19 protein-coding genes are annotated in these 18,153 nt (G+C 61.3%); 12 read left to right on the top strand and 7 right to left on the bottom strand.

Features of this window, described 5'->3' with window-relative positions; genetic code table 11:
* The first annotated feature begins 231 nt into the window (after positions 1–231).
* The 7 genes from BLW62_RS08545 (at position 232) to BLW62_RS08515 (ending at position 8,453) form a co-directional block, all read left to right on the top strand.
* Complete coding sequence (locus BLW62_RS08545; protein WP_090506683.1) at positions 232–1,773, top strand: ABC transporter substrate-binding protein; 1,542 nt, start codon at positions 232–234, stop codon at positions 1,771–1,773.
* Positions 1,774–2,038: 265 nt separating this feature from the next.
* On the top strand, positions 2,039–3,028 hold the full coding sequence (locus tag BLW62_RS08540; protein ID WP_090507545.1) for an ABC transporter permease: 990 nt from the start codon (positions 2,039–2,041) through the stop codon (positions 3,026–3,028).
* Positions 3,025–4,041, top strand: coding sequence for an ABC transporter permease (locus BLW62_RS08535; RefSeq protein ID WP_090506682.1), 1,017 nt, complete (start codon positions 3,025–3,027; stop codon positions 4,039–4,041). Before BLW62_RS08540 ends, BLW62_RS08535 begins: the two co-directional genes overlap by 4 nt.
* 1 nt (position 4,042) lies before the next feature.
* Positions 4,043–5,359: an ABC transporter ATP-binding protein gene (locus BLW62_RS08530; protein ID WP_090506681.1), complete on the top strand. Its 1,317-nt coding sequence runs from the start codon at positions 4,043–4,045 to the stop codon at positions 5,357–5,359.
* Positions 5,356–6,672: an ABC transporter ATP-binding protein gene (locus BLW62_RS08525; RefSeq protein ID WP_090506680.1), complete on the top strand. Its 1,317-nt coding sequence runs from the start codon at positions 5,356–5,358 to the stop codon at positions 6,670–6,672. Before BLW62_RS08530 ends, BLW62_RS08525 begins: the two co-directional genes overlap by 4 nt.
* Positions 6,673–6,979: 307 nt before the next feature.
* Positions 6,980–7,345, top strand: coding sequence for a DUF7344 domain-containing protein (locus BLW62_RS08520; RefSeq protein ID WP_090506679.1), 366 nt, complete (start codon positions 6,980–6,982; stop codon positions 7,343–7,345).
* A 181-nt stretch (positions 7,346–7,526) separates the two neighbouring features.
* Entirely contained in the window at positions 7,527–8,453 is a 927-nt protein-coding gene (locus BLW62_RS08515) for a DMT family transporter (RefSeq protein ID WP_090506678.1), read from the top strand.
* Between the two features lie 16 nt (positions 8,454–8,469).
* Here BLW62_RS08515 and BLW62_RS08510 read toward each other — a convergent pair whose 3' ends face one another.
* Together BLW62_RS08510 and BLW62_RS18300 are read right to left on the bottom strand one after the other, a co-directional pair.
* Positions 8,470–8,748 (bottom strand): DUF8028 family protein, encoded by a 279-nt coding sequence (locus BLW62_RS08510; protein WP_076582075.1) that lies wholly within the window; start codon positions 8,746–8,748, stop codon positions 8,470–8,472.
* A gap of 634 nt (positions 8,749–9,382) precedes the next feature.
* On the bottom strand, positions 9,383–9,802 hold the full coding sequence (locus BLW62_RS18300; RefSeq protein ID WP_139305394.1) for a hypothetical protein: 420 nt from the start codon (positions 9,800–9,802) through the stop codon (positions 9,383–9,385).
* Between the two features lie 568 nt (positions 9,803–10,370).
* Between BLW62_RS18300 and BLW62_RS08500 the strand changes: the two genes are divergently transcribed.
* Positions 10,371–10,628 carry a DUF5789 family protein gene (locus BLW62_RS08500; RefSeq protein WP_090506676.1) on the top strand — a complete coding sequence of 86 codons (258 nt, stop codon included), beginning with the start codon at positions 10,371–10,373 and terminating at the stop codon, positions 10,626–10,628.
* Between the two features lie 65 nt (positions 10,629–10,693).
* On the opposite strand, the gene BLW62_RS08495 is transcribed toward BLW62_RS08500, so the two are convergent.
* The 3 genes from BLW62_RS08495 to BLW62_RS08485 all read right to left on the bottom strand — a co-directional run bounded on the left by BLW62_RS08495 (position 10,694) and on the right by BLW62_RS08485 (position 13,440).
* Entirely contained in the window at positions 10,694–11,701 is a 1,008-nt protein-coding gene (locus BLW62_RS08495; RefSeq protein ID WP_090506675.1) for a TIGR04024 family LLM class F420-dependent oxidoreductase, read from the bottom strand.
* Between the two features lie 143 nt (positions 11,702–11,844).
* On the bottom strand, positions 11,845–12,168 hold the full coding sequence (locus tag BLW62_RS08490) for a DUF8152 family protein (RefSeq protein ID WP_090506674.1): 324 nt from the start codon (positions 12,166–12,168) through the stop codon (positions 11,845–11,847).
* Between the two features lie 39 nt (positions 12,169–12,207).
* Positions 12,208–13,440, bottom strand: coding sequence for a M48 family metallopeptidase (locus BLW62_RS08485; RefSeq protein ID WP_090506673.1), 1,233 nt, complete (start codon positions 13,438–13,440; stop codon positions 12,208–12,210).
* Between the two features lie 201 nt (positions 13,441–13,641).
* On the opposite strand from BLW62_RS08485, the gene BLW62_RS08480 reads away from it, so the two are divergent.
* Entirely contained in the window at positions 13,642–13,995 is a 354-nt protein-coding gene (locus tag BLW62_RS08480; protein ID WP_090506672.1) for a hypothetical protein, read from the top strand.
* A gap of 15 nt (positions 13,996–14,010) precedes the next feature.
* Here BLW62_RS08480 and BLW62_RS08475 read toward each other — a convergent pair whose 3' ends face one another.
* Positions 14,011–15,702, bottom strand: coding sequence for a thiamine pyrophosphate-binding protein (locus BLW62_RS08475; RefSeq protein WP_090506671.1), 1,692 nt, complete (start codon positions 15,700–15,702; stop codon positions 14,011–14,013).
* Between the two features lie 121 nt (positions 15,703–15,823).
* On the opposite strand from BLW62_RS08475, the gene BLW62_RS08470 reads away from it, so the two are divergent.
* The gene (locus BLW62_RS08470) at positions 15,824–16,684 is read left to right on the top strand and encodes a UbiA family prenyltransferase (protein WP_090506670.1); all 861 of its coding nucleotides are present in this window, start codon (positions 15,824–15,826) and stop codon (positions 16,682–16,684) included.
* An 88-nt stretch (positions 16,685–16,772) separates the two neighbouring features.
* Here the strand turns inward: BLW62_RS08470 and BLW62_RS08465 are convergent, their stop codons facing one another.
* Positions 16,773–17,042 (bottom strand): hypothetical protein, encoded by a 270-nt coding sequence (locus tag BLW62_RS08465; RefSeq protein ID WP_090506669.1) that lies wholly within the window; start codon positions 17,040–17,042, stop codon positions 16,773–16,775.
* A gap of 216 nt (positions 17,043–17,258) precedes the next feature.
* On the opposite strand from BLW62_RS08465, the gene BLW62_RS08460 reads away from it, so the two are divergent.
* On the top strand, positions 17,259–17,696 hold the full coding sequence (locus BLW62_RS08460; RefSeq protein ID WP_090506668.1) for a DUF7344 domain-containing protein: 438 nt from the start codon (positions 17,259–17,261) through the stop codon (positions 17,694–17,696).
* On the top strand, positions 17,689–18,030 hold the full coding sequence (locus BLW62_RS08455) for a HalOD1 output domain-containing protein (RefSeq protein ID WP_090506667.1): 342 nt from the start codon (positions 17,689–17,691) through the stop codon (positions 18,028–18,030). The genes BLW62_RS08460 and BLW62_RS08455 overlap by 8 nt, the downstream gene beginning before the upstream one ends.
* Positions 18,031–18,153 lie beyond the last annotated feature (123 nt).

Below are 18,153 nucleotides of genomic sequence, written 5' to 3'. Positions count from 1 at the left end.
GAAGGCGACTATGGGATTTGCACTCTTAACTATTCTGCCCATGACAGCTGTTGACACGAATTGTCGGCGAATGCGCGGGTCGAAGAATATGGTACGGAACGTATACTAAACTATTGTCGAGATGGGCACATGCGAAGCATGTCACTGAGACGAACGAACATCTGAACCAGTATTTCACCGAATCCTATTTGTGTCATCATACCTATATATTGTCGTGTTCTTTGTTTCCTTATGGCATGGGTGCCACACGAGAATTCAACACGACGGTCGTTTCTGACAGCCGTTGGCGCAACGTCTGTAGTCGCAGTCGCTGGTTGTCTCGGCGAGGAGGGGGAAGACACCGACGAACTGGTCATCACGCAGGGTGAGTTTGTCGAAAACACCGATCCGAACGATCACAACGCGACACCGTACTACAACGTCTTCGATCAGGTCTACGAGCCGATGTTCGAGGTGACAGAAGACGGCGAGATCGAAGAACGCGTGGTCACGGAGTGGAGTCACCCCGACGATGGCGTTGTCGAACTGACGCTCAGAGACGACGTCGTCTTTCACAACGGGGAGGACCTCACCGCGAGCGACGTCGCCTACACGTTGCGGCGACAGGTCGACGAAGACGTCGGCTTCGCGAGCGACCAGGTGGCCGGACTCACCACGGTCACCGGGGCCGAAGCCGAGGACGACACCACGGTGATCGTCGAACACGAGGGATCGGAATCTCTCGTCGAGTTCCAGCTCGCGAGTTTCTGTCGCGCCGTCAACGAAGAGTGGGTCGAAGACCAGGAGCAACCGATCGACGGCGACATGATGGGAACCGGCCCCTACGAACTCGAGGAGTACGAACCCGACGTGCAAGCCGTTTTCACGCGCTTCGACGACTACTGGGGCGACGAACCGGCGTACGAACGAGTGCGGATCAACGCGGCCGCCGAGTCGAGTTCCCGCGTGGGCGCGGTCCAAACCGGCGAGAGCGACCTCGTCGTCAACGTGCCGCCGACGGACGTCGACGACGTCGACACCGACGACGGAATCGAGATTCGCAATGTCACCAGCAACCGAAACATCTTCCTGGTGATGAAAAACGAAATCGAACCCTTCGACAGTCAGGAGTTCCGGCAGGCGATGAACTACGCGGTCGACAACCAGGGGATCATCGACTCCATCCTCGGGCAGTTCGGCGAGCCGATGACCCAGCCCATTCCCGAGGGGCTCTTCGGCTACAACCCGGACCTCGAGCCCTACGAACAGGATCAGAGCCAAGCCGAAGAACTCGTCGAGGAGAGCGGCTACGCGGACGAAGAGATCACGCTCTACACGATGGAGGGGCGATACCTCAACGACGCCGAGGTCGCCCAGACCGCGGCCGACCAGATCGACCAACTCGAGAACGTCGACTGTGATTTCGAAACCGTTCCGTTCGACGACGTCTCCGACGCGGCGGGAGAAGGGCCCGATTACGAGGAGATCCCATTCTTCCTGCTCGGTTGGGGGAATCCGACCGGCGACGCCGACTACGGGCTCTCACCGTGGTTCACGAGCGGGGGTGGCCAGTTCAACTTCGCCGACGAGGACATCGAGGAGCAACTCCTCGAGAGCCAACAGATCGACGACGAGGACGAGCGAGAGGAGCAACTCCAGGATATCAACGAACAACTCAGAGAGGAGGCACCGTGGGTGTTCCTCCATCTCGAGGAGAGTATCTACGGCGTCCGCGACGACCTCGAGTGGGAGCCACGCGCCGATGAGAGCCTCTACGCGGAAGAGATGGGCTGACAGACGAGAACTGAAAGAAGCGAGGAGGCCAAACAAGAGACGGGTGACACCACTCGAGGAAGGCAGCATCACTCGAGTGAGCGACGGACCGACCGGGACCGCTCGGAACCGATCCGGCCGCAATCGCCCGATCCGGATCGCCCTCGGGACACCCGATACTGCCGTCTCGAGGGTCACACTGGTTCGTCGACTTCGCCCGGTCGGCTCGAGGCACACTGACCGACAGCAACCACACCAACCCAGCACACACACTACACCACACTCGATGTCGTACGGAAAATTCCTGGTCAAACGCATCCTGCAAGGGTTCGTCGTCATCTGGGGGGTCGTCACAGTCACGTTCGGGCTCCGAGCCGTCTCGCCCGGAGATCCGGTGAATCTGATCGTCGACCCCGCGGCTTCGCCGGAGCTACGCGAGCAGATTCGCGAGGATCTCGGCTTGAACGAGCCGATTTACGTTCAGTACATCGAGTACCTCCAGGGACTCGTCGTCGGCGACCTCGGCTACTCCTATCAGTCGAGTCGGGAGGTGTCGACGATGGTCATCGAACGAATCCCTGCCACGCTCGAGCTGGCGATCGCGGCGACCATCGTCGCGACCGTCATCGCGATTCCGTTGGGCGTGATCAGCGCGACGAGACGCAATCAGCCCTCTGATTACGGCGCGACGCTGTTCTCGCTGGTCGGGATCAGCACGCCGAACTTCTGGCTCGGAATCATGTTGATCCTCGTGTTGGCCGTCCAGTTCGGGATCTTCCCGACGGGCCAGCGACCGGTCGGATTCGCCGACGCGATGCACTCCCTGATCACGACCGGCTACGCACACGACCTCGTGACGTGGGTGCGTCACATCACGTTGCCCGCGATCGCTCTCGGGACGTACTTCACGGCGTTGATCACCCGGCTCACCCGTAGCGGCATGATCGACGAGCTCGGGAAACCGTACGTGACAGCCACTGAGGCGAAGGGGCTGCCGGGCGTTTTGATCCGGTACAAGCACGTCCTGCGGAACACGATGATCCCGATCATCACCGTGCTTGGCCTCCAACTCGGCACGTTGATCGGCGGCGCGGTCATCACCGAAACGGTCTTCTCCTGGCCCGGGCTCGGCTTGCGGCTGATCAACGCCATCTACGCGCTCGACTGGCCGCTCATTCAGGGCATCATCATCTTCATCGGCGTCGGCTTCGTCGTGATCAACATCTTCGTCGACTCGCTGTACGCCTACCTCAACCCGCGGGTGGTCGACGAATGATTCCCGACCGACTCAAATCGAACCTGCGCCGGGAGTGGAACGAGAGCTTGCTCGCGAAGGTCGGCCTCGCGATCGCGATCGTAATCATCCTGTTGGCCCTGTTCGCACCAGTTCTCGCGACGCACAACCCCCACACGACGGGCAACTTCGACGAGCACGGCAACCCCTACCCGCCGATGGGCGTCGAGCACGACACCCACATGTGGGAGGAGGGTGAGGACGGCCAGGAACGGGTGAGCTACACCGTCGAACCGAGCGACGAGCACTACCTCGGCACGAACAACATCGGACAGGACGTGTTCTCGAGGGTCCTCTTCGGTGCCCGAACGTCGCTCCTCGTGGGCTTACTCGGAACGGGGTTAGCGACTGCGTTCGGCGTTCCCTTCGGCCTCGTCTCGGGCTACTACGGGGGTCGGATCGACGACGGCATGATGCGGATCGCGGACATCATGCTCGCGTTCCCGTCGCTCGTCCTCGCGATCGCGCTCATCGGCGTCTTCGGACCCAGCACGCAATACATTCCCGATCCGATCGTGATGGCCGGGTTCGCCGAGGGAATGCCCGAGTACGCCGTTCTCCCGGGAACCGTCACGCTCGTCGTCGCCCTCGTCACGTGGGTGTGGTTCGCCCGCGTCGCCCGCGGCGAGGCCATGTCGATCCGCAACGAAGAGTACGTCAAGGCGGCGAAGAGCCTCGGTGCGCCCAATCGGACGATCCTGCTCAGGCACGTCCTGCCCAACAGCCTCACGCCGGTGATCGTGCTCGCGACGATTCAGGTCGCCGCGATCATCCTCCTCGAGAGTTCGCTCTCCTACCTGGGCTTTTCGGGGACGACACTCTCGTGGGGCTACGAAATTCAACAGGGCCAAGACTACCTCGCGACGGCGTGGTGGATCGCGACGGTGCCGGGTATCGCGATCGTGCTCGCCGTGATCAGTATCAACCTCCTGGGCGACTGGCTCCGGGATTCCCTCGACCCGAACATCGAGGGCGAGGGCGGAGGTGCCGGCTAACATGACAGAGAACGCACCAGACACGCAGCGATCGGACGACTGGAGTACAGACGACATCCTCCGGGTCGAGGGGCTCTCGACGCGGTTCTTCACGGAACAGGGACAGGTAAACGCCGTCTCCGATCTCGACTTGCGAATCGAACGCGGCGAAATCGTCGGTATCGTCGGCGAGAGCGGCAGCGGCAAGAGCGTCACCGCGCGATCGATCGTCGACTTGATCGAGTCGCCGGGACGGATCACCGACGGCGAGATCTGGTTCAACGAATCGGACCTCGCCGAGGCGGTTCGCGACGATCACCCCGAGGCGGTCGACGGGGACTTCGTCGACCTGCGGGCCGTTCCAGAGCGGGTTCGGGACTCGCTGCGAGGGTCCGCGTTCAGCATGATCTTCCAGGATCCCGAGAGCAGTTTCAACCCAAGTCTCACCGTCGGCGAACAACTCGCCGAGGCCGTCGAGGTTCAGCGTCGTGCCAGCGCAAACCCTCGCTCGACGCGTGCCAGAACCAGTTCCGAGGAGTACTCGATGAGCAACTTCCTCCTCTCGACGGTACTTCCCTCCCAGCGCTACGTCAGCGAGTCGAGTCGCGAACGGGCCGTCGAGTTGCTCGAGTTAGTCGGCATTCCAGACCCGGTCGAACGGGCCGACGAGTACCCACACGAGTACTCCGGCGGGATGCTCCAGCGGGCGATGATCGCCCAGGCGCTCGCCGGAGAGCCGGACGTGTTGATCGCCGACGAGCCGACGACGGCCCTCGACGTGACCATTCAGGCGCAGATTCTCGATCTGCTCGACGAACTCCAGGAAGAGACCGGGATGACCATCCTGCTGATCACGCACAACCTCGGCGTCGTGGCTCGGATGTGCGACCGAGTCGGCGTGATGTACGCCGGCGAAATCGTCGAGCGCGGCCACCTTACGGACGTCTTCGACGACCACGTCCACCCCTACACGGAGGGGCTGCTGGGATCGATTCCCGATCTGGAAGGAGTCGGCGGCCGCCTCGAGCCGATCCCCGGAAACGTTCCGAGCCTACTCGATCACGAGATGGGTGATCGCTGTCACTTCGCCGACCGCTGTCCGAAGGCGATGGACGAGTGCCTCGAGCACCCACCCGAGTACGACGCCGCAGGGAGCGACGAGCACGCAGCACGGTGCGTCCTAACTGAGATGGCCTACGACGAGTCACGAGCGCTTCCGGCGGACTACTTCGGGGAGACGACGGACGGAGCCCGGGACGAACGGCCGGAGGAATCGATCGAAGCCCAGCAACCGGTCGAACAGCCGCCCCTCGAGGAGTCCGGAGGTGAGACGAAATGAGCACCGACGAGCCACTCGTCCGCGTCGAGGACCTCGAGAAGTACTTCTGGGAGAACGATTCGATTGTCGACCGACTGTTCGGCGACGAAGCGGTTCCGGTTCGGGCCGTCGACGGTGTGAGCCTCGATATCTACCGGGGTGAGACGCTCGGGCTCGTCGGCGAGTCCGGCTGTGGCAAGTCGACCGCGGGCGAGACCATCCTCAGACTACAAGAGCCAACGGACGGGCACGTCGAGTTCGACGGCGAGCCAGTCGCCGAACTGTCCGGAAGCGATCTCCAGGCGTTTCGCAGCGAGTCACAGATCGTCTTTCAGGACCCATTCTCGAGTCTCGACCCACGAATGACGGTCGGGAGCATCGTCAGGCAACCACTCGACATCCACGGCGTGGGAACGACCGAGGAACGACGCGAGCGAGTTCGTGAGTTGCTCGAACGCGTCGGCCTCGCTGCGGATCAACTCGATCGGTATCCACACGAGTTCTCCGGTGGCCAACGCCAGCGCATCGGCATCGCGCGTGCGCTCGCATTGGAACCCGACTTTATCGTGCTGGACGAACCGACGTCGGCGCTCGACGTCTCGGTGCAGGCACAGGTGTTGAACCTGCTCGACGACCTCCAGGACGAGTTCGACCTCACCTACTTGCTGATCAGTCACGATCTCTCCGTGATTCGCCACGTCTGTGACCGCGTCGCCGTGATGTACCTCGGCGAAATCGTCGAAGTCGGCCCCGTCGAGGCCCTCTTCGAGGATCCAAAACACCCCTACACGCAAGCGCTCCTCGAGAGCGTACCTCGAGCATCGACCGACGAACGAGAACGCGACCGAGAGACGCTCGCCGGAGACGTTCCCTCCCCGCGAGACCCGCCCAGTGGCTGCCGGTTCAGAACGCGGTGTCCGAACGTCATCCCGCCCGACGAACTCGACCTCGACCAGCAGACCTACCGCGACATCATGACCCTTCGCGAGCGAGTCGAACGTCGGGACATCTCCCTCGAGTCCGTCGGGGGCGACGGCGAGTTCGATCCCACCTCGGGGGGGATTCCGGAGGAAAACGTCCCCGAATTCGTCGAGGTGCTCCGAACGCGGTTGCTCGACACCGATTTGCCCCCTCGACACGACCGAATCGTCGACGAGGCACTCGGCGAACTGGCCGACGAAAACTGGGACGAGGCGGCAACTCGATTGCGCGAGGCCTACGAAAGCGTCTGCGAACGGGAGCAACCGACACTCGAGAACGGAGACCACCCCGTCGCGTGTCACCTCTATACCGACGGTTCCGACCCGTTCGCGGAGACGGACCCGCAGTTGTGAGTCGTCTCGGTCCGAGCAATTGATCTGAGTAGTCGCTGTGTCAACGGTCCAGTCTGCGTGGATTGGAACGATCCCGAGTATCACTGTGCCCACTCTCGAGTTTCGGTGTGTTGGACAGAGCGGTGTGTTGGACAGAGTTCATTTCCTGCATTATTCGCAGAAATATTTTTCGACCTCGTAAGTCGATATTCCCCTCTATAGGGCACGATTCCGACGAAATAGCGCATCTGGACGATCGTTGGGTTGGGCAGGTCGACCAATCTGTGTTGGCCGTAGGTGTAATACCCACCAGTTCCTGGCCTCGGGTATGAACGAGACGTCTACAACTCGGATGGAAGCCGCCTGTTCGCTTCTGTCGGAACCCGAGCGACGATACGTATTATATCAGTTGACAGACCGTCACGGTGCAAATATCGACGAAATTACCGACGGCATCGCCGCCTGGAAGTTCGACGCGGACCCAACAACGGTCGACGAGGCGCGCCGCCAGCAAATCTACATCTCGCTCGTTCACAATCACCTGCCGCGGCTGGCTGACTACGACATCATCGACTACGACCTCCGCAGCGGCGACATCGTTCTCACTGAAGGGTTCGAGGACATTAAACCGCTGTTGACCCAGTTCAAACAGACCGAAGAAGATCCGAAGATTCGCGAACTGCCGTCGCTGTAAGCGGCCACTTTTCGACTCGATTGGAGGGGATGGCTTCTGGAGAACGTCGCCACTTCCTGTGAGCGTCGCCTGAATGGGGTGCCTGTGGGTGTCGTCTGTACGAGCGAACGACACACGTCGTCTGAACGGACGAAGATGGACGAATCGAAACACGTAGAACGATACTGCGTCGATGTCCCGTGTGCGCAGATATCGGAACGCCCTCCTCTTCATCAGCCTCGCGGGAATCTGGGGCACCGCATTCGTCGCCATCAGCGCAGGCCTCGAGCACTTTCCACCCGTTTTGTTCGCCGCCTTTCGCTACGATATTGCCGGTGTGCTCATGCTCGCCTACGCCGTCTACGCCGTCGACGACTGGTATCCGACCCGTCGCGGTGAGTGGCTCCTCGTCGCCGTCGGAGCCACGCTCTTGATCGCGGCGTACCACGTCTTCTTGTTCGTCGGACAACAGCACACGACGGCAGCCGCGGCTGCCATCGTCGTAAGCCTCTCGCCCGTCTTGACCACCGGCTTCGCTCGAGTACTCACCCCGACGGATGCGCTCTCGAGCGTCGGCATCGTGGGACTGGCCTTCGGACTCGTCGGCGTCGGTCTCGTCGCACGACCGGATCCGGAACAGCTGCTGACGACAGACGTCGTCGCGATTCTCTTGGTCTTCTGTGCCGCGACCGCGTTCGCCCTCGGCGGCGTTGTCACCCGTTCGCTCGAGGCCACGCTCCCCATCGAAACGCTCGAGGCCTGGTCGATGCTCGGCGGCGCGCTCATCATGCACGCCGTCAGTCTCGCGCTTGGCGAACCCCTCGAGCCGACAGCGTGGACCCACCCCGAAGCGGTCGGCGCACTCGGCTACCTGGCCCTGGTCGCGAGTGCGATCGGCTTTTTGCTATACTTCGACCTACTCGAGCGGTTGGGTGCCGTCGAGATCAACATGGTCTCCTACGTCGCCCCCGTCTTCGCCGCGCTCTTCGGCTGGCTGTATCTGGGCGAAGTCGTCGACGCCGCCACGGTCGTCGGCTTCGGATTTATCGCGGCCGGCTTCGTCCTCGTCAAACGAACGGCCATTCGAAGCGAGTTCGATCACCTCGTCCGCCGATTCTCGAGTGAGTAACGGGATAGCACGTCGACTACTGCTGTCTGTGAACCCGTCCGACGTACAGCGCGAGGAGATTGAGCGCGACGAGGCCGAGAAAGAGTAAAAACTCGAACGATGTCGACAATCCGGTCACGAGCAACGGAACGTAGAATACGGGGAGAATAATGCCGCCCCAGAAGCCGGTCACCCGAATCGGCTTCGCGAGCGACGGCACGCGTTCTTCGAGCGCTCGGTGCGTCCGCTCGTCGTCCTCGAGTGTGCTGCGGGTCGGGTCAGCGCGACTCTCTCGTTCGGTGGGTGGGCTCGCCATTGCTTTGGGTGATACACCTCACAGAATCGACGCCAGCACATATACCAGTGCGAACGTTTGCCACAGACACGCTCGATTCATTCCCCGTAGTTGCCCATTACCCGAACATCTTCGGCGAGACTCGATTCCGTCCCCGAATCCGATGTCCACCGACGAACAGCTAGTTCGAGAGAGAAGCCATGAGTATGCGCGTCGTAATCGATCATTGGAACGCTGAATCTGCGTGAATGTGAGCCGATTCGGATACACACATCACTCGTCTGTCGTCACGGCTCACGAACCGACGTGCGCACGCTCGAGCGGGCACCGAATCGTACCAGAAGTGGCAAATACGATTGCTCTATTCAGAGAGGAACGTGAAATTCGCGCTCAGTAGAGGCGAAGGTGTTACCAGAGCAGTTGCTCAACTCTCGGATTAGCGTCAGAATCGACCTGCTGAATATAGAGCACGAGTACATCGTTTAACCCCCTATTCAATCAAATCAGATTCACCCAATCGAAAGTACAGGCCCATAACGCTGTGAGATTGACCGAGCGGCAGTGGTTTTCTTTCGGGTCCGTCGGTAGGAAGTCACCAACTGCTGGTACTAAATTTCAGACTTGTCATACGTTCGGAAGAGGTCCCCTCGGCTCCTTATGTGTCGTTGAACTTTGTCCACTCTGCTTCGGTCCCGAGAATATCTGCGAGTGAGATAACTACCGATTGCAGTTCGTTGATTTGTTGCTGTTGGTGTTCCACGAGATTGTGGAGTTCATCGACCTGCGATTGAGTCTCGTCGTATTGTTGGGTGGTTTTTTCAAGTCTATCCGAGAACGTTTCCATAGCTTTTGAGAGATGCGAGATGTCTTCATCAGTTGCCAACCCATGTTCATGGGGATCAGTCAGCATCTCTCTATGTGTGACGATCGCGTCAGCAACGTTCTCACTCCCGTCTGGCAGCGTTATCGACAGAGGTTGTGTTTCGGGCGTGTCAGTCACAGATGAAGTGCCATCCGTCTCAGGGGATTGATTCTGTTTGATACCTTGCGTGGATTCCTTCGAATCGCCACTCATACCTCTTGAGGGCTGCCCTACCCATATAAATCCTCGTCAGACATCGACACACAAGGTAGTGTATTCATTGATATTTATCTGTTATAGCTGGTCTCCGTTCAGCAGGCCCTCATTGGCACTCATAAGCTGTTCGATATTTAGTGATGCTTCTACTACTGGTAGTGACCTGTGTGATGAGCGTCTTGTACGATAGATCTCATTGACACGCGCACAAGCCACAAAGACGGACAAATAAGCAACGTTGGTATCTGTAGCAGTTATTCACGATGGATTAACCAACACTCTCATGATTCCAGCTATGGGGTTCCAACTGGAGCAATTGACACGTATGCGCTGTGTATCCAACACGACGCTACGAACCTCACACGAACCTGATAGAACGTTCGCTGATCAATAAGCACAGACAAGATACGGATAATCAGTCCCGAGTGAATGAAAGAGATGCCATGCGAACCGTTCTATGGTACCCTCTTTACACGGCAACGGAATGGTGGTCGCCGCAGACACCTGACTGTCGTCGAATCAGACGGGTGCATACGGCTAAGCCGACGCCGAGCCTCATCGAAGTATGGGGCAGGATGTCAAACTTAATCGTGTCGAGACGGTCCTCAAAGACCTCGAGTATCCGATCTCACGGGAGGACGCTATCGACGGGTGCGAAGACGTGACGCTGGTACTTTCCGAAGGTGAGGAGAACCTCAGCGAGATCGTCGCCGAGTCCAGCGGCGACCGCTTCGAATCGATGGACGACCTCGAGAACGAGGTGTTCAACCTCCTGCCGCGCCACGCCGTGGGCGAGCCGTATCAGTCCGAAGGCGAGGGCTGAGGCGCGGTCGCTGTGGACCGTCGGGTTCGAAAAACGGATTCGAGTCGAATCGCGGTCGCGCCGGCTTAGACGAGGTCCGCAACCGCTTCCATTGTCGTCTCCTTTTCCTCGTCGCTCAGCTCGTTGACGAACCCAATTCGGACGGCGTCGACGCCCTCGATTTCCGCGTAGGATTCGACCCACTCACGGACCTCGTCGGGCGTCCCCGCAGGGGCCAGTTCGTCGAGCAGTTCATCGGGCAACGCGGCGGCCATCGCGTCGGTATCGCGATCCTGCCAGGCCGCACGGATCTCCTCGACGATATCCGAGTAGCCCTGCTTGGCGACCGAGTTGCCGTAGTAGGGACCGTACGCGCCGAGCATGAACGCGATCGTTCCTCGCGCCTTCTCGCGGGCGACCTCGCGGTCTTCGCTCGCGACGCCACGAATGATCGGCGCGACGCGCAGGTCCTCGAGCGTCTTGTCGCCGAGTTCGGCGCCGCGCGCTAAGTCCTCGAGTCTCGTCTCGAGGCCGTCTTCCGTGAACAACTGCGGTGCCCAGCCGTCGCCGAAGCGGCCGGCCATCTCGGTCGCCTTCGGGCCGAGGGTTCCGAGATCGATTTCGGGCGGGTTCTCGGGAATCTCGCGTTCGTAGTTGAGTCCGGCGATGTCGAAAATCTCGCCCTCGTACGCCGGCGAGCCGTTTTCGTAGACGGCGCGGATAACCTCGATGGTCTCGCGCGTTCGTCGGAGCGGGCGGTCGAACTCGAGGCCGTGCCAGCGTTCGGTGATCGCGGGCGAACTCGGACCGAGCCCGAGCCGGAATCTGCCGTCGGAGGCTTCGTGCAATGCGAGTGCAGTCTGTGCGAGCATCGCCGGCGACCGTCCATAGGGCGAGATGACGTCGTTCGTGATCCCCAACTCCTCGGTGCGGTCGGCCGCGAGCGTCAGTACCGGGACGATGTTCCAGCCCGTCGTCTCGCCAACGGTGATCCGATCGAAGCCGAGTTCCTCCGCCTGAACGGCGCGCTCGGCCACTCCTTGCGGGCGTTCGTAGTCGTTCAGTCGCACCAGCAGGTCTAGTTCGGCGTTCACCGGTCTGCCCTCCGCGTCTCTCGAATCGCTCGAGTGTGTGCCATCATCACCTACCGCGTCAGCCACTCCCATAAACTTCAGCGTTCACGATAACTGAACCGAGCGCCGCGACCGAACGGTCACCTCACGAACGGACGGTTGTCTCAGGCGTCGAAATCGCTGTTTTGAACTGTCACACAGATTTGGCGTGCCGCCTCGAGGTGTTCGTCCGCCTCCTCGTGGCCGGTCTCGTCGACTTCCGCAAGCAGTGTCTCGATCTTCCCGACGCGTTCGTCGACGACGGAGCGTTCGAGATCGGTCGTTGCGACGTCTCGAGCGATCGCGTCGGCTTCTCCGAGCCAGCGGGAGGCGTCCCGATCGACTGGCAACTCGGCGGTAGCTGCGAGGTGTCGGTGGAGGTGCTCGAGGCGGCCCTCGAGCGATTCGTCGGCGTCGGGTCCCTGCGGCGATGTGGCTTCGTCGGTCACGTTCGACGAGACGGCCTCGAGACCCGTAGCGCTTGAGATCTATCGCTGCTCGGCGGTCACTGCTCGCGACTCGGTTGCCTCGGTCACGTTCCGAAGTCGCTCGATTCGCGAGTCCGTCGACGGGTGGGTTCCGAGGACGCCGCGGACGACGAACCGGGCCACCCCATCGAAATAGCGCTTTTCCTGCCACGGGGGCGGGACGATGCCGAATGCGGCCGTCGAGCGTTCCGCGCGCATGTCGGTGTCTGGCCGCCTCGAGCGATCGCCGTCGAGTTTCTCGAGGGCGCTCGCGAGTGCAGCTGGATTCCCCGTGACACTCGCTGCGGCGGCGTCAGCGACGTACTCGCGGTAGCGGGCGACGATGGCGACGGAGACGCGACTCGAGACGTAGACGGGAGCGACGACGGCGAGGATGATGGGGTGGTTGAACCGTGTGAGGACCATGGACGCCTTCGTTGCCGGAAAGCGGAGACCCGTCAGAACGGCTGCGTCACGATTGCTGAGATGTGCGAGTTCGTGAGCCAACACGGCGTCCAATTCGGGATCATCGAGGGTCTCGAGCAAGCCACGGGACACGACGATGACCGATTGCTCCGCTCGGTAGCCGACGGTTGCAGCCTGTGGCGTTCGGGTAGTACCGACGCGGACCTCCGGCGCGGGAACGTCGGCCTGTCGCGCCAATCGTCGAACGCGAGCCCGCAGTTCGGGTTCGCGCTCGTCGTCCTCGACGACGCCGTAGGCTTCCTCGAGGTCGCCTCGAACGACACCGTCTTGACGGAGTTCGTTGTCGACGAGTCGGTAGGTCTGCCAGCCGACGAACCCGAGGCCAACGACGACGCCGATGTAGGCGGCCGAAATCTCGAGAACGTCGACGATCAGGGTGTAGAGCACGAAGAACGAGAGTGCTCCGCCGCCGGCGAGTCCGAGGTACTTCGGCGGAACCACCCGCGTCGGATTCCAGAAGAGGGCACCGAGTCCAGCGGCGGCCTCAGAAACGCCATCGTGGGCGAATCGCTCGGAGAGCGCGCCGGGGGAAACGAGTCTGGCGAGAACGGTCGCAGTGAGCCACCACCAGAGGAGGAAGCCGGAAGCGACGAGTACGAGGACGAGCACCGTTCCAGCCATTTCCGGGACGCCTTCCACGAAGGCGAACGAGATGAGCGACGCGAGAACAATCTCGACGACGAAGAGGACGAGCACGCCGACGAAACCGAGGAGACTGGCGACACCCATTCGAATCCAGAGGCCAGTTCGGAGGTCGCCGAGACTCATCGCTGATCCACCGCCAAACGCGACGTCGATTGCATCGACTCGAGTGAGAGGGCACCCGGCGGTATCGATTGCACAAGTGAGAATCCGTTGGTCGTGTCAGATCAAAATACCTCGGGTTCGTGATGGGTCAGCTGGGTCGCCGTTCGATACTGCGGCGAATCTGCCACTCCCTTTTTCACGGTCCTCCGAGCAATAACGGGTATGACTCACGGATTGGACCCGACGGAGGAGTACGACGGGTCGATCACCGTCCGGCTGTTGGACGACGAACGGGGGACGGAGACTCACCGATGTTCGTCATACGAAGGGGCCATCGAACTCGTAAAGATCCACGAGCGACGCGTCACGGTCGCGAAAATCGTCGACCGAGACGGCGAGATCGTCTTTAGCTCCGTCGACACGGACATCGACGTCTGGGAACGCGTTTGGAACCGAGAGAAACGCCGACTCTCCGTCCACGTCGAGGAACGCGAGTGTCCCTACGATAGCATCTCCTGCTTTGCCGACGATCTCTGCGTGCAGTGTAAAATCGATACCGTCCAGGAACAATACTGAGACGAGGTGCGCAATTCAGTCGTGGACTAATACGTCGAGGACGTCAACGCCTTCGTTCGCCAGCGCGTCCTCGAGCGCACCCGCAATTTTGTCGGGCGTTTCGACGAGTTCGGCGCGCGCGCCGTGGCTCTCGGCGTTTTTCACGAGGTCGACCGGCGGGTCGAAGTCCATTCCGACGAACTCGTAGTCCGCTTCCTCGCCCCCGAGCAAGTCGAGCGTGTTGTTCTTGAGGATTCGGTAGTTGCGATTGTCGGAGATGACGACCGTGAGGTCGACGTCGTGGCGGGCCGCGCTGTAGATCGAGTGGGGATAGTACTGGTAGGAACCGTCCCCGATGAAGCCGACCACGTCCCGCGGTTCGTCTCGCTGGCCTTCCGCGATGGCCGCGCCGACGGAGGCGGGAAGCCCGTAGCCGAGTCCGCCACCCTTGTTGGAGATGTACTGCTCCGGCGCGAGGTCCCAGCGCGTCAACATGGCGTACTTCGAGGTGATTCCCTCGTCGACGATGGCGCAGTCGCCCGCCACCTGCTCCATCGTATCGACGAGTTCGGCCTTCGAGGCCCGCGGATCGTCTTCGGCGTTTCCTTCGCCCATGCCGGCCATCTTCGCGTCGACCATCTCTTTGATCGCGGCGACGTCCTCGAGGCGGCCCTCGACGGTCTCCGCCGAAATCCGTCCCTGAACGCGCTCGATGAGTTCCTGCAGGACGAGGCCGGGGTCGCCGATGACGGCCGCGTCGGCGGGCTGGTTCTTGCCGACCTGCCAGTCGTCGTCGCTGATGTGGATGCACGTTGTCTCGCTGTCGACGAGGTCACCCTCGTGGCGGGTCAGCGTCGTGTTTGTCGAACAGCCGACGAAGACGAGCGTGTCGGTGTCCATCAGCATCGACGCGAGCCCTTCACTCGGCGGGATGTAGGAGACCCATTGGTCGTGATCCGTCGGGAAGTCGACTTCCGCGGAGAGGATTTCTCCGTGGACGCGCGCCCCGGTCGCCTCCGCGAGTTCGACGGCCGCAGCGACGGCGTCCGCACCGGAGCGAGCGACGTGGTCTCCGACGACCATCACCGGCTCGTCGGCCTCGGCCAGGAGATCGGCCGTTCGCTCGAGTTGGGCCGGATCGCCGCTTCCGGCGTTCGGAATCGCGCCGAGGCGTTCGGGCTCGTCGTCCGTTTCGGCCAGCATGACGTCGAGGGGAAGCCCGAGGAAGACGGGACCCGTCGGGGGCGTCATCGCGACGCGGAAGGCCCGTCGGAGCATCGTCGGGAGGGCGTCGACGTCGAGGACTTCGTCGGACCACTTACAGAACTGCTCTGCCATCTCGGCTAACTGACCCGAGAGGATGGGCTCTTCGTGGCGGAAATCGGTGCTGTGGTTGCCCGCCGTGACGACCAGCGGCGCGCCGGCGATTTTGGCCGCGTACACGTTTCCGAGTCCGTGTGCGAGCCCGGGAGCGATGTGAAGGTTCGCGACGCCGACCGGTCGCACCGAGTCGTCGTGGTGTGAGTGATAGCGCCGCGTCTGTGCGTAGCCCGAAGCCATCCCCACGGCGATGTCCTCGTGGAGCCCAAGGATGTACTCGAGGTCGCTTTTGCCGATCGATTCGACGATCGGTAACTCCGTCGTCCCCGGGTTTCCGAAGACGTAGTCGACGTCGTACGCCTCGAGTGCGTCAGCGAAGAGATCAGCGCCAGTGTAGTCGTCTGTCATGGCTGTGCGTGGCACGGGATGATACATCAACCTGTGTGTTTCGGCGTCCGACGCTGGTTGTTCGGCTGTCCCCTCCCTGCCGGGGCTGGGTATTATACGCCAGTTCGGTGTCACTCGAGGCATGGCCGTCGTGAGAGACGGGACCGGCACCGTTGCGATCGTTCGGGCTTACTGGTCGCAGGTCCATCCCGTGTTCATGCTCCCACCGCTCGCAGCGTCGCTCTTCGGCGTTATTCTCGCGGGTACGCTCGAGGTCGGACTCGCCGCGACTCACCTCGTTGCCATCTTCGCTGCGGTGTACACTGCCCACGTCAAGGACGGCTACGTCGACTTTCACGTTCGCGGCGAAGACGACGATCACCCGCTGACCGAACGCGGCTGTCGGATCGGCCTCGTGCTCTCGACGGGAACGTTCACAGCGTGCTGTCTGGCACTGCTCGCGTTCGTCGACTGGGTCGCCGTCGCGCTGACGGTTCCGACGTGGGTTATCGCGTATTTCCACGCGCCACAACTCGACACGAACCCGCTCACGGCGACGACCGGCTACCCACTCGGCATCGCGCTCTCGTTGCTGGGGGGGTTCTACGTACAAGCCGGGACGCTCGCCCTCGTCCCCGTTGGCTTCGCGCTCGTCTTCCTCGTCTTGCTCTCGGGGATCAAGGTGATCGACGACGCACAGGACTACGAGTACGATCGGTCGATCCAAAAACGAACCGTCGCCGTCGCCCTCGGTCGACAGCGCGCGGACGGCGTCGCCTACGGCCTGCTGATTTCGGCGTTGCTCCTCGTCGCCGGGTTTGCCGTCGCTCGAGTGTTCCCGCCGTCGGCGATGCTCGCCGCGCTCGCCTTCGCAGCGGTCGCCGTCTTCGCTCGACGAGCATCGCCCGACATCGCGACGATGTTGCTCATCCGCGGCTCGTACGTCTTCCTGGCCGTGCTCGTCTTCGCCGTCTGGTTCGAGCCGCTGGCTGGACTCCTCTGACTCGAGTCGGAACCCTCACTGCGACAATGACGTGATCAACGAAACTGCGAACGCAGAAATGCGAGTGTATGCCGGGGATTGCGGTCTCTCAGACCGTAAAGTAGCCGAGTTGCCAGAGGACCAATCCGAGCAGCCAGAGCGTGACGCTGGCGAGCCCCATTCCGGCGAAGAGGTACCCGAACCACGATCGATCCATTGCATTCGAGAGTTTGACGCCGCTGTAGGCGGCGACGATTCCAACGATTGGGAGCAAGAACAGCGAGACGACTGCCGAAATAATCGCACCCCACAGGTGGGCTCTGTGCGTTTCGCGTGCCCGATCGATGTCTTCCATCAACGTCGGTGCCTGGTTTTCCATCGGTCACTCGAGGCTTGGGAGCCGCGGCTATTAAACTGACTGGTTAGTCAGTTTTTGCTCGAGTGGATCGATTCTCGCAGCCTATTCGCAGTAGCGCAGTGTTCGGATGACGAATCACCCGCCAGCCGTGCATTAGCTGAAATCACCTTTCAGAATCCTAGTGCTACCATTTCACGTGACCGAGGAATTAACAAATTAGGTGTGGTAGCTGTAGGCATGAATAAGGATTCTGGCGGAAAAGACAGCAACTCTCCTGCTGACGAGACCCAGCAGGAACCCGTCTTCCCCGACCGACTTCTCGAGATGGACACCGAATTTCTCGTTCTCTCACATCCGCGGCGGCGCTACCTCCTCTACACCCTCGCCGAACGGCCACAGTGGTCGCTTCGTGAACTCGCCACGAAGCTCGCGGCCTGGGAGCTAGACGTTCCCGAGGAGACGATTACGGTGGACGAGCGAAACAAGGTCTACGTCTCGCTCATGCACGCTCACGTCCCGAAATTGGTCGACCACGACGTGGTTGACTTCGACCGCGAGCGTGAGACCATCTCCAAAGGTGAGTATGCTGACCAAATTTTGAAGTCGCTGGCTGGGTTCGGAGCAAGCACCGATAGTGACCAGGAGTCTCACGCTGGGAGGGAGTATCATGAGTGAACGCAAAGACAGTCCGTCCGATACACACGCTACCGACGGCAGTGATCATCTGGTTGCAGACGCCCAAGCACACTACGATTACGACGAGCCCCACGACCTGACGACGACGATAATTTTTGCCGTCGCTGACGCCGAAGGAGTCGATCCACCCAACATCAAAACGCCGCCGCTGTACGACCACGTCGACACCGTCGCGGTCGAAGAAGCGCTGTTCGGCCCGGTTCGAACGCGCCAGAATCACGACGGCACGGAGTCGATTACCTTCAGCTATCGCGACCACGAGATCGTGGTCAGGAGCGATGGTTGGGTGTTCGTCCGGTCGGCCGACGGGTAGCGACCAATTTCTCCGACAGGTGGTTCCGGATACGAGAGTAGAACAAACGCGACTGTCGTGTTGAACTCACTCTCCGTGTTCACACACCGTCTATCGCTGTCGTCGAGGGCGGAAGTTGCGTCG

It is taken from the genome of Natronorubrum sediminis, from assembly GCF_900108095.1.
Taxonomy (GTDB): Archaea; Halobacteriota; Halobacteria; order Halobacteriales; family Natrialbaceae; genus Natronorubrum; species Natronorubrum sediminis.
This window is presented reverse-complemented; position numbering and strand designations above follow the sequence as displayed.

What these genes read in the sequence shown, in the direction of transcription:
- BLW62_RS08545 (WP_090506683.1), top strand. Translation starts at nt 232, where the DNA reads ATGGCATGGGTGCCACACGAGAATTCAACACGACGGTCGTTTCTGACA.
- BLW62_RS08540 (WP_090507545.1), top strand. Translation starts at nt 2,039, where the DNA reads ATGTCGTACGGAAAATTCCTGGTCAAACGCATCCTGCAAGGGTTCGTC.
- BLW62_RS08535 (WP_090506682.1), top strand. Translation starts at nt 3,025, where the DNA reads ATGATTCCCGACCGACTCAAATCGAACCTGCGCCGGGAGTGGAACGAG.
- BLW62_RS08530 (WP_090506681.1), top strand. Translation starts at nt 4,043, where the DNA reads ATGACAGAGAACGCACCAGACACGCAGCGATCGGACGACTGGAGTACA.
- BLW62_RS08525 (WP_090506680.1), top strand. Translation starts at nt 5,356, where the DNA reads ATGAGCACCGACGAGCCACTCGTCCGCGTCGAGGACCTCGAGAAGTAC.
- BLW62_RS08520 (WP_090506679.1), top strand. Translation starts at nt 6,980, where the DNA reads ATGAACGAGACGTCTACAACTCGGATGGAAGCCGCCTGTTCGCTTCTG.
- BLW62_RS08510 (WP_076582075.1), bottom strand. Translation starts at nt 8,748, where the DNA reads ATGGCGAGCCCACCCACCGAACGAGAGAGTCGCGCTGACCCGACCCGC.
- BLW62_RS18300 (WP_139305394.1), bottom strand. Translation starts at nt 9,802, where the DNA reads ATGAGTGGCGATTCGAAGGAATCCACGCAAGGTATCAAACAGAATCAA.
- BLW62_RS08500 (WP_090506676.1), top strand. Translation starts at nt 10,371, where the DNA reads ATGGGGCAGGATGTCAAACTTAATCGTGTCGAGACGGTCCTCAAAGAC.
- BLW62_RS08485 (WP_090506673.1), bottom strand. Translation starts at nt 13,440, where the DNA reads ATGAGTCTCGGCGACCTCCGAACTGGCCTCTGGATTCGAATGGGTGTC.
- BLW62_RS08480 (WP_090506672.1), top strand. Translation starts at nt 13,642, where the DNA reads ATGACTCACGGATTGGACCCGACGGAGGAGTACGACGGGTCGATCACC.
- BLW62_RS08475 (WP_090506671.1), bottom strand. Translation starts at nt 15,702, where the DNA reads ATGACAGACGACTACACTGGCGCTGATCTCTTCGCTGACGCACTCGAG.
- BLW62_RS08470 (WP_090506670.1), top strand. Translation starts at nt 15,824, where the DNA reads ATGGCCGTCGTGAGAGACGGGACCGGCACCGTTGCGATCGTTCGGGCT.
- BLW62_RS08465 (WP_090506669.1), bottom strand. Translation starts at nt 17,042, where the DNA reads ATGGAAAACCAGGCACCGACGTTGATGGAAGACATCGATCGGGCACGC.
- BLW62_RS08460 (WP_090506668.1), top strand. Translation starts at nt 17,259, where the DNA reads ATGAATAAGGATTCTGGCGGAAAAGACAGCAACTCTCCTGCTGACGAG.
- BLW62_RS08455 (WP_090506667.1), top strand. Translation starts at nt 17,689, where the DNA reads ATGAGTGAACGCAAAGACAGTCCGTCCGATACACACGCTACCGACGGC.